This is a genomic window from Bacillus sp. FSL R5-0709 (genome assembly GCF_038004785.1).
Classification (GTDB): Bacteria; Bacillota; Bacilli; order Bacillales; family Bacillaceae_G; genus Bacillus_A; species Bacillus_A mycoides.
On record NZ_JBBORT010000001.1, the window covers coordinates 3829529 to 3842889 of the forward strand.

16 protein-coding genes are annotated in these 13361 nt (G+C 33.6%); 4 read left to right on the top strand and 12 right to left on the bottom strand.

What is annotated here, in order from left to right; genetic code table 11:
- Positions 1–38 precede the first annotated feature (38 nt).
- The 7 genes from dapD to MKX37_RS19450 all read right to left on the bottom strand — a co-directional run bounded on the left by dapD (position 39) and on the right by MKX37_RS19450 (position 3985).
- Positions 39–761, bottom strand: coding sequence for a 2,3,4,5-tetrahydropyridine-2,6-dicarboxylate N-acetyltransferase (gene dapD / locus MKX37_RS19420; protein WP_002128886.1), 723 nt, complete (start codon positions 759–761; stop codon positions 39–41).
- Positions 762–832: 71 nt separating this feature from the next.
- Positions 833–1717 carry a LysR family transcriptional regulator gene (locus MKX37_RS19425; RefSeq protein ID WP_003191095.1) on the bottom strand — a complete coding sequence of 295 codons (885 nt, stop codon included), beginning with the start codon at positions 1715–1717 and terminating at the stop codon, positions 833–835.
- 177 nt (positions 1718–1894) lie between these two features.
- Entirely contained in the window at positions 1895–2338 is a 444-nt protein-coding gene (cbpB, locus tag MKX37_RS19430) for a cyclic-di-AMP-binding protein CbpB (protein ID WP_002066926.1), read from the bottom strand.
- A 163-nt stretch (positions 2339–2501) separates the two neighbouring features.
- Positions 2502–2693 carry an antirepressor AbbA gene (gene abbA / locus MKX37_RS19435; RefSeq protein ID WP_033708000.1) on the bottom strand — a complete coding sequence of 64 codons (192 nt, stop codon included), beginning with the start codon at positions 2691–2693 and terminating at the stop codon, positions 2502–2504.
- A gap of 127 nt (positions 2694–2820) precedes the next feature.
- Positions 2821–3339, bottom strand: a complete 519-nt coding sequence (locus MKX37_RS19440) for a ribonuclease H-like YkuK family protein (protein ID WP_002033829.1) — start codon at positions 3337–3339, stop codon at positions 2821–2823.
- A 74-nt stretch (positions 3340–3413) separates the two neighbouring features.
- Positions 3414–3563 (bottom strand): hypothetical protein, encoded by a 150-nt coding sequence (locus tag MKX37_RS19445; protein WP_002033828.1) that lies wholly within the window; start codon positions 3561–3563, stop codon positions 3414–3416.
- 185 nt (positions 3564–3748) lie between these two features.
- Positions 3749–3985, bottom strand: coding sequence for a YkuJ family protein (locus MKX37_RS19450; RefSeq protein WP_000055151.1), 237 nt, complete (start codon positions 3983–3985; stop codon positions 3749–3751).
- A 232-nt stretch (positions 3986–4217) separates the two neighbouring features.
- Between MKX37_RS19450 and MKX37_RS19455 the strand changes: the two genes are divergently transcribed.
- Positions 4218–4454, top strand: coding sequence for a glutaredoxin domain-containing protein (locus MKX37_RS19455; protein ID WP_002014835.1), 237 nt, complete (start codon positions 4218–4220; stop codon positions 4452–4454).
- A 25-nt stretch (positions 4455–4479) separates the two neighbouring features.
- Here the strand turns inward: MKX37_RS19455 and MKX37_RS19460 are convergent, their stop codons facing one another.
- From MKX37_RS19460 to fadH, 3 genes are all read right to left on the bottom strand, one after another.
- Entirely contained in the window at positions 4480–4968 is a 489-nt protein-coding gene (locus MKX37_RS19460; protein WP_002128890.1) for a DUF3993 domain-containing protein, read from the bottom strand.
- A 182-nt stretch (positions 4969–5150) separates the two neighbouring features.
- Entirely contained in the window at positions 5151–6368 is a 1218-nt protein-coding gene (locus MKX37_RS19465; protein WP_003191087.1) for an EAL domain-containing protein, read from the bottom strand.
- Positions 6369–6622: 254 nt separating this feature from the next.
- On the bottom strand, positions 6623–7387 hold the full coding sequence (gene fadH, locus MKX37_RS19470) for a 2,4-dienoyl-CoA reductase (RefSeq protein ID WP_002128892.1): 765 nt from the start codon (positions 7385–7387) through the stop codon (positions 6623–6625).
- Between the two features lie 195 nt (positions 7388–7582).
- Here fadH and MKX37_RS19475 point away from each other — a divergent pair, with 195 nt between their 5' ends.
- Positions 7583–8440 (top strand): metallophosphoesterase, encoded by an 858-nt coding sequence (locus MKX37_RS19475; RefSeq protein WP_078421719.1) that lies wholly within the window; start codon positions 7583–7585, stop codon positions 8438–8440.
- A 97-nt stretch (positions 8441–8537) separates the two neighbouring features.
- The gene (locus tag MKX37_RS19480) at positions 8538–8774 is read left to right on the top strand and encodes a hypothetical protein (protein WP_002014830.1); all 237 of its coding nucleotides are present in this window, start codon (positions 8538–8540) and stop codon (positions 8772–8774) included.
- A 166-nt stretch (positions 8775–8940) separates the two neighbouring features.
- On the opposite strand, the gene MKX37_RS19485 is transcribed toward MKX37_RS19480, so the two are convergent.
- Entirely contained in the window at positions 8941–11049 is a 2109-nt protein-coding gene (locus tag MKX37_RS19485; RefSeq protein ID WP_002014829.1) for a polyphosphate kinase, read from the bottom strand.
- Between the two features lie 108 nt (positions 11050–11157).
- Positions 11158–12732 (bottom strand): Ppx/GppA family phosphatase, encoded by a 1575-nt coding sequence (locus tag MKX37_RS19490; protein ID WP_078421720.1) that lies wholly within the window; start codon positions 12730–12732, stop codon positions 11158–11160.
- A gap of 141 nt (positions 12733–12873) precedes the next feature.
- Between MKX37_RS19490 and MKX37_RS19495 the strand changes: the two genes are divergently transcribed.
- On the top strand, positions 12874–13332 hold the full coding sequence (locus MKX37_RS19495) for a YkyB family protein (RefSeq protein WP_002014827.1): 459 nt from the start codon (positions 12874–12876) through the stop codon (positions 13330–13332).
- Positions 13333–13361: the final 29 nt, after the last annotated feature.

Sequence of the window (13361 nt, forward strand, 5' to 3'; positions counted from 1 at the left end):
GCGTAAGAGCACATTCATGCTCTTACGCTTTTTATTTTTTATTTCTCTGGGTTTAATTGACGAAGCTCTTGTTTAATTTCAGTTTTTGCTTTTGTCTTCTCATCAATTTCTTTAATTACACGTGCCGGAGTTCCCGCAACAACTGTATATGGAGGCACATCTTCTGTTACAACAGCTCCTGCTGCTACAACTGCACCTTTACCTACTGTAACGCCTTCTAGAACAACTACATTTGCACCAATTACAACATCATCTTCAACGATAACTGGTTTTGCAGAAGGTGGCTCAATAACACCGGCAAGTACAGCACCTGCACCTACATGACAGTTCTTACCAACTGTTGCACGTCCACCAAGCACTGCGTTCATGTCGATCATAGTACCTTCACCAATTACAGCACCGATGTTAATTGTTGCATTCATCATGATAACAGCGTTGTCACCAATTTCTACATGGTCACGAATAATCGCGCCTGGCTCAATACGAGCTTTAATACCTTTTAAATCAAGCATTGGAATTGCAGAATTACGACGGTCATTCTCAACTACATAGTCAACAATGTGCTTGCTATTTTCATCAAGAATTGTCTTAATTTCAGACCATTCTCCGAATAATACACCAGATTTTTTATTTACAAATGCTTGTACTGTTTCAGGGAATGTTACCTCTTTTAAATCCCCTTTTATGTATACCTTTACAGGAGTTTTCTTTTCACTGTTTTGAATAAACGAAATAATTTCGTTAGCGTCCATCATTTTCATTCTTGTTGCCTCCTAAATCCATTTATAATGTTACTCTACCAAACGATAGAGCGAGTAGCAAGACAATAATCTTATTTTCCCATTTGAATTTCTTCTATAATTTCTAAAAATGCTTGTACTTGCTTCAACTGCCTTGCCGAGTCACTCGTCAATAACCATGTTTCTCTCGTTAATTGAACAGGTGTTTTATACATATTTTCCTGCACTTCTTTTAAAACAGTCGAAGGTAAAAGAGCATAACCTATTCCATTTAAAACAAGCTGTTTGCACGTTTCAATTTGGTCAACTACAATCGTTCGCTTAGGTGGATTTGAAAATAATCCATACCACCAATTTTGTATTTGTCCATAGTAGGTCGAATCACTTTTAAATTGAATAAATGGTCTATTTGTCTCTTTTAACATCGAAATATCTTTTATTTCTTTATCAACTAAATATAATTCATCTTCAAATAATTGTTGTTTCTGCCCTTTGTATTCTTGTGATCCTCTCAGTATAGCAACATGAACGTCTCCTTCATAAAATTGCTTTTGCACTTCACTACTCCAGCCAGTAAACAGAGATATCTTCACAGAAGGATACTTATGCACAAATTTTTTCAAAACAGGTGGAAGCCAATATTGCCCAATGACTGATGCAACAGCTATTTTTAACGTACCGTATGTTTCGGTTCTAAAAAGAGCCAGTTCACTTTTAATACCCTCTTCCCGTTGTAACATTTCTTTTGCATAATTTGCAACTTTTTCCCCTTCAGGTGTAATTGTTAATCCTTTTTGTGAACGAATAAAAAATTTCATTCCCCATTGTTTCTCCATAGATTGTAATCGTTGACTAAGCGCAGGTTGGGAAACAAATAAACGTTCCGCCGCTTTTCTCATATTTGATTCCTGAGCTAACACAACCATCATTTGAAAATCATCAATTTGCAACTTTCTCCCTCTTTCCTTAGCTTCCATACACCTAATTTTAATAAGTATTTCATCCTTAATTTAATTGCATACTTTTATACATTAGAACGGTTTGTTAGTTCAAACTTTTCTTATGCTTTATGTCTTTTTAAATATAATACATACACAACTGATATGCACGAAAAAAAGTGACTTCGCCTTTTCTGTGAAGTCACTTTCCCTACGTTATCGATTATGCTGTCTCACTTTTTTATTCAACAATTTTAAAATAGCCCGCCGTGTTAAAATACCCTCGAAGTAACCTTCTTCATTGACAGCGCAAATAAAAGGATGATCAATTGTCATTTCTAAAGCTTTTGCAAAAGAATCTTCTAACATAAGAACTGGAATCTCTTCCTTCATCACTTGTTCCACTTTCATATTCTCAAGTCTTTCAAACTCAATGCGCTCTAATCCTAAAATACCATCTAAAATCATAGCAGTACTAATTAACCCATGTAATTTATACATAGGGTCTAAAACAGGAATCGCCGAATATCCAGATTTCACAAGAACGAGTAAAGCATGTTCTAGACCATTCCCTATTTGTACATGTGCTACTTTATCTGATGAAATCATTAAATCCTTCACAAGAATTTGTTGAAACTCGTCTTTCGGAATACTAATCATGTTACATCCCCCATTTTCCCTTTTTCCTGCTAATATTCTCCGGTCCTATTCACATTTTATGATAGCGTTTTCATATTATTATTTTGTCCTGACATTCTTCTAATAAAAATACATAACTATTTTAGCATATAACATTAAAAAAAGACTACCATTCCGGTAGTGCTTAATACCCTTTATTTTTTAATCGGTAAAACAATCTTGTGATTTTTTTATATTGCGTCACATCTATCTGTTTTAAACCATTCTCAATGTCTGTAAGCTCCACCGCTAAAATTTCGCTCGCGTAATTTTGCTGAAACAGAATATCCAACAATAAATTTTCTTCTTCTCTTGTTAAAACAAATTCCTTTTCCATATGCTCCTCTCCTTGCACTCGCATCATCACTCTCATTATATAAATTTTTCAGTCTATTTAACAGATGTAATATTCAGTTTTTGTTAGAAATACTTAACGACTGCGAATATATAGACATCATTTCACATTATTTTGTATATCTGTTTGCGTAACTAAATGCCGCATAAGCATCTGGTTTAATTTTTGCTGTTAATCCCATTGCTTGAATTTTCATCGTCATATCTAAAATAAATTCTTTTGTTAAACCATCATTCCCGATATCTAAATGAATCTCCATTATGAATCCTGCTCCATCTTGAGCGTATGGGTGCAATAAATCCCATATCGCTTGTATATGATTGGGAGTAAATAGATAGGCGATTTCTTGACTAAACTGTGTTTCTAAATATATTTTCTCTCGCAACGTTGCTGGCTTATTTTTCACTGATTTATGATGCAAACATCCCCATGCTCCTTTTCCAACACGATGAATATGTATCGCTGTAATAAACCTCGTATCCTTTTGATGCGCTTGTGAGTCTGTCCCAATAGATAATCGATATAAATTTCGCGGATCCTTTTCAATGAAACTACAAATACGGTTAAATACCATATCAAAATTCAAATGTCTCTCTGAAACATTATAAAATGTATGCTCACCGTCCACATAGTCACGTCCTTTCAATTAGACAGACTTTTCGTATTCTCATTGTATGGGACAAAAACAAAAATTATAACTTACTACCCTTTATTCGTTTCAATATTTCGAATTACATAATTACAAAACCTACATGTATATATTACATTTTGATTAGATTGGGCGGTTAATACGTGATTAATTTCAGCATGACTGTGACAATTAGGACAAATAACAATCGGTAAGCGTTCCATCCTTTGCACCTCCTATTAATATTTACTATCATTGTAGGAAAAATGAAAAATTCCTATACATATACATTTATAAAAACTCTTTTATTTAATCGCGACTTAAATTGAAACTTCTACTACCTATATAGCCCATTAATTAATATAACTAAAAAAGGTACCGCCATTTGGCAGTACCTTTTTTATATGTATCAAGAAATGATATCGTAAATCTCAATTGCAACCATATCGATGTTATCGAATTGATACACTTGAGGTTTTTCACCTTGTTGATACACTTCTAACTCATACATTTCACTTTTATCGAAAAATTTCACGCTACATTTGCGCTCACCGTTCACTTCAAAATAGCGTTGTGCTACTTCACCGCTTTCAGCTTGTTCTTGTAGACTAACAAGTCGAGTTAAAATTCCTTGGAGTAGAGACATGAAATCTCTCCTTTCTCTGATCTTCCTACCAATAGGTTTTACAGCTATACTCATTCTATCCGTCATAACAGAAAAAACGTTCCACAATCTAGGATAAAGGTTCTTGGCAAGAAACTCAACTAAAATTTGTCGAAATAAGAAGTAAAAAGATGAAAGAGCATCTTTTTACTTCTTTATTGCGCTTTTTATACTGGCAGAATATAATAAACAACAGAAAAAGGGAGGAATTACAATGAAAAAAATTGAGGTTTATACACAACCTGATTGTCCGCCTTGTACCATTGTAAAAGAATTTTTAAAACATAATAACGTTGTATATGAAGAATTTGACATAAAAAAAGACGCTGCTGCACGCAATCGTCTTTTATATGACTATGAATCCTATTCAACTCCAACAGTTGTAATTGACGAAGAAGTTGTGGCAGGTTTTCAAATTGAAAAATTACAACAGCTACTCGGTATAGAATAGGAATAGGCGACACCTATTCCTATTCTCATAATTGTTGTAACCTTTTTATTTCAGTCAACAGTTCCTGACTTTCATGATACCCTGCTAATTTCCATTTTCCATTATCCTTTTGCAATGTCACAATTTGATATTGTCCACTCTTTGTCCGCTCATAGACATATAAATTTTTATGTTCTTCATCATAAGACATTTTTGTTTCTGAATTAAAAGAAAATGGAGCTTCTTTTGCTGGAAGTAAATATTCACCACTTTGTTTTTCATTTCTACTGTTTTCATCTGTAAAAACTTGAAGGAAATTATTTGTAAAATATGGTGATAACGTCTCTATCATCTTATTCGTAGGTATTTGCTTCCCGCGGATTGAAAATTGCGTCTCATAACCTTTTTGTATCGTTGTAAACACTTCTTTCCGATCCACTTTCACTTCTTCTTTTCCTAAAACAGTTGTGACACTATAGCCAACTAGAAAGGCAACACATATAAATAGAACAAACCATATTCCATATTTCTTCATTTTTTCACCTTCCTTTTAAAAGAGCTTGTCTTTGTAGTATTCATTGTAACAATGATTATGCAAAGAAAGGGATGATTTCGTTCGTAAAATCTTTACAACGATAGACAGCATTTTCATCACCATTTTCACTATTACCAATTTATGATAAAAACAAACAAAAAATGCACGAATCTCTTCGTGCATTAAAATAAAACATCTTCTTCATATAAATATTCATACGATAAATCTATAAATAAAAAGTTTTCATCATCAATTGGGAAGGAAAATGTCCGTACCATCTCACCGGTTTCAATATCAGCATATAAATCTGAAAGTCTTGCCTTATTCTCAAAACGCATTTTCATAATATTTTCTAGAAAATACGGACGCCAACTCCAGTTCTTCATATAATACTCAGGCATCACAATCCATTCCCCATCTTTTTTCATAACGTTTCCTGATTGTTGGAAACCATCTTCGTTACAAATAAATATGCGGAAACTACACTGTGATACACTTTGGCTAAATTGTAATAACCAATCATTTATATCTTCATTCTTTTTCTGTTTAGCTAGAACATCACCAATTCGATCACGTAACAGTTCTGTTAAATTATAAATTTTTTGTAATTTCTTCTTCTCATGTTGAATAAATTGATGACACTCATTACCAAGTCGTTCTTTCAAAACGTTCGTTTCAATAAAATCAGGTAAGCACTCTTTCAAATAATTCCCTTGATAATATCTACCACCGTTTTTCCAAGCATATTGTAGTTGATAAAAAGCATCTATTTCTTCATATAACAATGTTGCACCAATTCTTCTAGCAAGTAAAGATAAGGAATATAAAATATCTTGATAAGATTGTAAAAGTGCAGTTTGCCTTAAATTTGTTAAATCTACTTTTAAAATATCCGGTGCTAACACGCTAATACGCTCTAAATTACTTGTACCCGTTCCGACTTTATTAATCGAAATTTGAATACCATATGTACGATAATACATGAGTAAATGATTAAATTGTTCTATATCTTCTTTACATTCATGTTCTGTTATTTCCAGAACAATGCGTTGTAAGTTCAAACCTTGTTCTTCATACATCAGCAAAAGTTGAAGTAAACTTTCATCTTCATCATTCATTAATACATTAGCATTCCGATGTATAAATAATAATAATTTTTGATCCGTTTCTAAATACCTATTTAACGCTTTTTCTACGATGATGTTATCCGCTTCAAGTTGGAACTCACTCGGAATAGAATCATCATGGAAGAAAGATGCTAAACTTTGTATGCCCTCTTCTGTTTGAATACGTCCTACAACTTCATATCCAATTACTGTATGCTCATCAGCACTAAAAATAGCTTGATAATAAGGAAGGACTTTATCCAAGTTACTCATTACATCTAATGCATCTATCAACGTGCTTCCCTCCCTTTACTTTTCAAAAATTATAACACGATATTTACGGAAAAATAATAAAAAATCCCTTCAGTTTTCCTGAAGGGATTAGAGGGGTAAAATGCTAAGGGGAATTAGCAATTCTACTATGAAGAAAAAAGAGGTCTTAAATATAACCTATATATTCCCCTTTGTAAACACATTTCTCTCACGTGTCACAACTTCGTCACATTTCACCAAAGAAAAATTAATGAATCATTCATTTTTCTTTCCTTTTAAAATGGATATTGATGCAAATGCTGGCCACCATCCATTGTCATACAAGTTCCATTTATGTATGCAGCTTCATCTGAACATAAATAATAAGCTAGACCCGCAATTTCTTCTGGTGTACCCATTCTACCAAGTGGAACACTTTGCAATGTACGCTTAGCCATTTCTTCTGAAATCCATAATTTATCGGCACCACCTGTACGCTCAATTGGTCCTGGTGCGATAGCGTTAACTCGTATTCCATATTTACGTCCCCACTCAACAGCAAGAGTTTTTGTCATCGCTAGTACACCAGCTTTAGCTGCTGCCGAATGGATAACCCCTGGGCCTGCATCCCATGCATATGTTGCCACCATGTTAATAATATTTCCTTTTATACCTTTTTCAATCCAATATTTCCCAATAGCCTGACTGCAATAAAATGTACCATTTAATACAATATTAATTACCGAATTCCAGCCATTCACAGATAAGTCCTCTGCTGGACAAATAAAGTTTCCAGCTGCATTATTTATTAAAATATCAATTCGTCCAAACTTCTCATCAATATGTTCAATCATTTTTTGAATATCATCAGTATTTCGTACATCCATTTGTACAGATAATACTTGCCCTGGAAACTGTTCAATTTCTAACTTTGCTTCTTCTAGCTTTTCTTTTGTACGCCCTGTAATAACAACACGTGCCCCTTCTTTCGCAAAACGTATCGCCATCCCTTTTCCCATTCCACTTGATCCACCTGTTATAATAACTACCTTCTCTTTCACATACATCCCCTCCAAAAAATGAATACATATTCATTTTATCACTTTATTTGATAGAAATCTTTATATTTTTCAATTTTTCTGATATTTTAACGTAAAGAGGTTTCTTTTCGTTCATTTTTTTCGTAATCTATACTACTTTTTTAGTATTTAAAATATATTTTAAAAAAACTGAAGGGAGGTTCGAGTAACCTGTATATGAAGAAAATTACAAGAAGAAATTTTTTAAAATCTGGAATACGCACTTGTCTATATTCATTTATAACCGCAAGCATCGGCTATTATTATGCTAAATATATAGAGCCCTATTTGCTTTCTTTTACGCAACACACACTTAAATCACCGCTCATACCAAAAGGTTTTCATGGTATGAAGATCCTTCAATTTAGCGATTTACATCTAGGATACTATTTCTCTCTCCAACATTTATCTCAAATCGTTTCCAAGATTAATGCTGAAAAGCCAGATATTGTCCTTTTTACTGGTGACCTCATTGATGATTACCAAACATATACCGAGGCTTCTTTTGTTGCATCCATTTTAAAGAATATACAGGCACCCTTCGGTAAATTTTCTATTTATGGTAACCACGACCATGGCGGATATGGAACTGAATACTATGATCACATCATGCGCGAATCTGGATTTGAACTTTTGCAAAATAGCGAAAAGCGAATTCGTTTACTGGATAATAGTGAAATTTCTATTTTCGGACTCGATGATATGCTACTGGGTAAACCAAAAATAGCGGAAACTTTACAACATGCAAAACAAAATATTTATACAATTGTTCTCGTTCACGAACCAGATATCGCGCCACAAATCGCTACATATCCAATCAATCTTCAACTTTCTGGTCATAGCCATGGCGGACAAGTACAAATTCCTTTTTTAGGTGCTATTATTACCCCGTCGCTTGCAAAAGAATATATTGAAAGTTTCTATAACATTCAAGGTTTGACTCTCTATGTCAATCGAGGTATTGGAAGAACACGTGTCCCATTCCGCTTTATGTCAAAACCTGAAATTACACTCTTCATCCTACAACATTCGTAACAATTCGCCTATTTCCTTACATATCCTTCCTTGTACGCGCTCATCCACGCTTGGTCCACCATATGATAAAAATGAGTCCAGTAAAGGAGGTTTGTTCATGTATCCATATTATCAACCGATCCCAGTTCGTTCAGCACCTTTTGGCCCAGCAGGCGACTCACGCTTCTTTCCATTTTTCGGTGTTCCATTTCTAGCTGGAATTGCTGGAGGATTGCTCGGTGGAGCATTAGCTTTCGGGCCTAGACCGTTTTATCCGCCTTATCCACCGCCTTTCCCACCACCAGCACCTTTTCCTTGTTACGGAGGGCCTTGTCAACAACCATACTATTATTAATTTAAACCAACCATTCTTCTAATGTTTTTCTCTCAACGAACCAACTCATCACACGCCTATAATAAAAACTATTCTCTCTACTCATCCTTCCATTTTGAGAATATATGAGTAGAGAAAAAAAGTAAAAACCTCTTAAATTCAATAAGAGGTTTTTACTTTTTTCACACTATTCAGCGTCTGTATTTTGATACGCCATCTTAAATAAATTCACTTGGCTATCAATTTCTTCTATACTACTATTAATTATATAATAATAGTCACCATCTTTATTTTGTTCACGTGTTTTCACATTATCAGCTAAAACCAGCTGTAAAATTGCCTTTATTCTCGCTTTCATTTCAATATCTAAAATTGGGAAGGATATTTCTACTCGTTTTTCCATATTTCGCGTCATCAAATCAGCTGAAGATAAATATATTTTTTCATCTCCATTATGATGGAAATAATAAATACGACTATGTTCTAAATATCTTCCAACAACACTAACTACACGAATATTTTCACTTACATTCGGAATCCCAGGTCTTAAACAACATGTCCCTCTAACGATGAGCTCTACCCTTACCCCAGCTTGTGATGCTTCATACATTTTTTTTATTAATGGTTTATCTGTTAACGAATTCATTTTAGCGATAATATATCCATTTCCATATTGTCTATGATAACGGATTTCCTCATCTATTAACTCCATAAACTGCTCTCTTATATCAAACGGGGCAACAGATAAATGATGAAAATGCGGTTTTTTTGTATAACCACTCAAATAATTAAAGAAATTTGTTGCATCTACACCAAAGTCTTTTCGCGATGTAATATATCCAAAATCGGTATACAACTTCGCTGTTGCATCATTATAATTTCCGGTTCCAAGATGTACAAACCTTTCAATTTTTCCGTTTCTTCTTCTTACAACTAACGTAATTTTACTATGCGTTTTCAAGTGACTTACTCCGTAAATAACGTGACATCCGGCCTGTTCCAATTCTTTAGCCCAATGAACATTATTCTCTTCATCAAACCTTGCCTTTAACTCAACCAATACCGTCACTTGTTTTCCTTTTTCAGCTGCTACCTTCAGCGCCTGAATTATTGGCGAATCTCCACTTACACGATATAATGTTTGTTTGATCGCAAGTACATTCGAGTCATCTGCCGCATCACGGACAAAATCAACGACTGGCTGAAACGACTCAAAGGGATGGTGTAATAAAATATCATGTTCTATCGCTTTTTCAAATACATCTTCCTCATCACCTAAATCTTGAGGAGGTTGAGGAATAAGAGCCGGATATACTAGATGTTCATATAAAGGCGCTAATTTTTTATATAAGGAGAATAAACATGTTAAATCTAACGGTCCATCCATCATGTACACATCTTCATCTTTTACTTCTAACACATCATACAATAACGCTAACACTCTTTCATCAATGTGTTCTTTACCAACTTCTAAACGAACGGCAGCTCCCCACTTACGCTTTTTCAATTCTTTTTCAATTACTTTTAATAAATCGCGTGCACCTTCTTCATGGATCGTTAAATCCGCATTACGTGTAATACGGAAACGAGTAACAGGTGATACGTTATATCCTGTGAATAGTTTATGAGTAAAACCACTAATTACATCTTCTAATAAAATAAATTTATGTTTTTGCCCTTCACTCGGTAAAAATATGAAACGCTCCAGTAATGAAGGCACTTGTACAATTCCTAACTTCGTACGATTTTCTTCCTCAGCCTGTTGCTCATCATATAAAATAGTAGCTAAATTCAAACTTTTATTTAATAACATTGGAAATGGACGATACGCATCAATAGATACAGGGGTTAAAACCGGAAATATTTGTTCATCAAAATACTCCTCGATAAATTCCCTTTGCTCTTTCGTCAAATCATGGAATGTTAAACGCTCAATCCCCTCTAGTTCAAGCGCTGGCAATACATAATTTTTAAACGTTTCATACTGCACAGTCATTAACTCATGCGATTTTATCGCAATCTTATTTAACTGTTTCTTTGGTGTTAAACCTGCTTTATTTTCTGGCTGATTAAATCCCGCACTTACTTGATCTTTCAAACCTGCTACGCGCACCATAAAAAATTCATCTAAATTCGAACTAAAAATACTAATAAACTTTAGTCTTTCTAATAGTGGATTATTTTCATCTTGCGCTTCTTGTAATACACGTTCATTAAATGCTAGCCAGCTTAATTCACGATTATTATAATACGCTGTATCATTTAAATTTACTAAATTCCCCTTTAGCAATTCCATTCTCTTCACACTTCCCTTTGAAACTTTTTCACTATAATTTAGTTACTTTCATTTTATCAAATTACAATATTCCAAAGTGTTAATTTTCTGTAAAGACATCCGTACAACTTAACGTTTTGATTCGAATGATAAGTGAATATTTGTTTTCAATACTCTTTCTAGCTGCTTTTTTTGTTTTTCAGCTTGTACTTTTTCTGCTAATGCCGATTGCTCACATAAAATTCTAAACGTTAATCCTTCTTTATTTTCTGTTATGGATATCGTATCAACAAGCGATCTTTGTCTTACATTTAAAGCAGCTGAAAATTGTAAAACAGCGCCTAATAGGCGGATTTTTTTTTGTTCGCTTTTATCAAACCAACCTTCAAATGGAGATAAATGTTGTTTAAATAGCATTTTTGATTTATAAGATGCAATAAGCGCTAACCTCACTCGATCTTTATGCATCATGCCGTCAATTGTTTTATTTGCCAATAAATAAAACGTGTGTAAACGACTCGCTTCTTCGTCTATATATTTTCCAATATTAAATACTTTCGCTGCTTGATGGAATGCTTCCCAGTCTTTTATTGAAACAGAAATCAGTCCCATTTCTTCGAGTTGTTTACAAATCAATCTTCCATGTTTAATAAGTTGAATGACAAATTCCATATCCATTTCATATTCGTGTGATAACAAATGTAAGCTTTCTTCAACTACATTCGGATAATATGAAATCCCTAAATCTTTCGTCAACTCTTCATAGAAAACACCTTCTCTTAATCCTTTTTTGCTTAATACAAATGCCGTTGCTTCTGTAATATTTACAAGTTTATGAAATACTTCAACCGCTGGAATAATTGTATCAGCTCGATCTTTTGCCAATCCTTCCATTTTCTGAAGTTCGATAAACGATTGTTTTTCCAATGCACCTTTTACATTTTCAATATCTTCTTCTTTCATTTTGTATAAATGTACTCCCGCTATAGGATAGTTTGTTAAATTTTGGTGGATTTTCGCTAAGTTTCTCGCACTACCACCAATTGCAATAAGAGGCAATTTCTTATCAATTAACCATGGTAACGTTCGAAATTGACACTCTAAATACTCTCGAATTTCCTCTAATTCATCTTTAGTAGGAATATCACCTTTAATAAATAGATGTTTTAAAGAAAGCGCACCAAAAGGAAAACTATGGTACTCTAAAATCTCTCTATTTTTAATATATGTAACTTCCGTACTTCCGCCACCAATATCTACTGTTATTCCTTCCAAAAACGAAGTAGAATTCATAACTGCTAAATAGCCGTAACGTGCTTCCTCATATTCTGATAATACTCTAAGAGTAAAGTCTGTTTGTCCTTCAACAAGTTTTTTAATCTCCTCTTGATTCTCAGCCTGTCTAATTGTTGCCGTTGCAACACAAAGTACATGATGCAACTGATGGAATTTTGTACTTTCTTGAAATTGAAATAATGTTTGTAACAATACTTCTTTACCTTCTTCATTCAAAACACCATCGATTAAATAATTTCTTAACCGAGCAACCACTTTCGTATTTTCAATTTCTTTATAAAAACCTCCATTTTGCTTTTCATAAATAACTAAACGCATTGTATTAGATCCAATATCTATAATGGCATATTGTAATTTTAATATTTCTTTCAAACTTCTCACTCTTTCATTATCAAATTTCTGAAACATATTCTATCACTATTATACAAAATAGTTGTTTTTTGTAACAATATTGCTTTAATATTGAAAATATATACAATTACTTTTTGCATATAATAAAAACCCATTTTATTTATGCTATAATAAGGAAAAATTGAAAGGAGAGTCAATATGAAACCTTCACAACCACAATCTCCATTGCATAATCAACATTCTATTAATAGACTAGCTCAATCTATTTTCGTTGTGAATCGTCATGCTAAAGCTGCAACTAACCCTAAGTACTTATATTGGTTAAAAAAGACTGCTTTAGAACGCTTAATTACTGAAAAAAAGGCTATCAAAGAAGGATTACATTTTTCTAGAAATCCACGTTTTAGTCAACAACAATCCGATGTTCTTATACGTTTAGGTGATTATTTTTTCCATATCCCTCCTACGAAAGATGATTTTCGCACCCTACCGCATCTTGGTCACCTTGAATCCTCCTATCGAAATCCGAAAACAACCTTATCTTTAACAATAGCAAAAAAAACACTTCAAGATTATATTGGTCCTGAAGCATTAAAACAGGAAAAAAAATTAAGCGAACCAGTTCCATGGTATAGCCGTACCTATACAAAAAAATAAAACAGTTTGGCCTAATATTAGGCCAAACT

Coding starts and splice junctions, on each gene's coding strand:
- MKX37_RS19475 (WP_078421719.1), top strand. CDS start 7,583: ATGAAGAAAATTACAAGAAGAAATTTTTTAAAATCTGGAATACGCACT.
- MKX37_RS19445 (WP_002033828.1), bottom strand. CDS start 3,563: ATGGAACGCTTACCGATTGTTATTTGTCCTAATTGTCACAGTCATGCT.
- MKX37_RS19485 (WP_002014829.1), bottom strand. CDS start 11,049: ATGGAATTGCTAAAGGGGAATTTAGTAAATTTAAATGATACAGCGTAT.
- MKX37_RS19425 (WP_003191095.1), bottom strand. CDS start 1,717: ATGGAAGCTAAGGAAAGAGGGAGAAAGTTGCAAATTGATGATTTTCAA.
- MKX37_RS19460 (WP_002128890.1), bottom strand. CDS start 4,968: ATGAAGAAATATGGAATATGGTTTGTTCTATTTATATGTGTTGCCTTT.
- MKX37_RS19480 (WP_002014830.1), top strand. CDS start 8,538: ATGTATCCATATTATCAACCGATCCCAGTTCGTTCAGCACCTTTTGGC.
- abbA (WP_033708000.1), bottom strand. CDS start 2,693: ATGGAAAAGGAATTTGTTTTAACAAGAGAAGAAGAAAATTTATTGTTG.
- MKX37_RS19450 (WP_000055151.1), bottom strand. CDS start 3,985: ATGTCTCTACTCCAAGGAATTTTAACTCGACTTGTTAGTCTACAAGAA.
- MKX37_RS19455 (WP_002014835.1), top strand. CDS start 4,218: ATGAAAAAAATTGAGGTTTATACACAACCTGATTGTCCGCCTTGTACC.
- cbpB (WP_002066926.1), bottom strand. CDS start 2,338: ATGATTAGTATTCCGAAAGACGAGTTTCAACAAATTCTTGTGAAGGAT.
- MKX37_RS19495 (WP_002014827.1), top strand. CDS start 12,874: ATGAAACCTTCACAACCACAATCTCCATTGCATAATCAACATTCTATT.
- dapD (WP_002128886.1), bottom strand. CDS start 761: ATGAAAATGATGGACGCTAACGAAATTATTTCGTTTATTCAAAACAGT.
- MKX37_RS19490 (WP_078421720.1), bottom strand. CDS start 12,732: ATGTTTCAGAAATTTGATAATGAAAGAGTGAGAAGTTTGAAAGAAATA.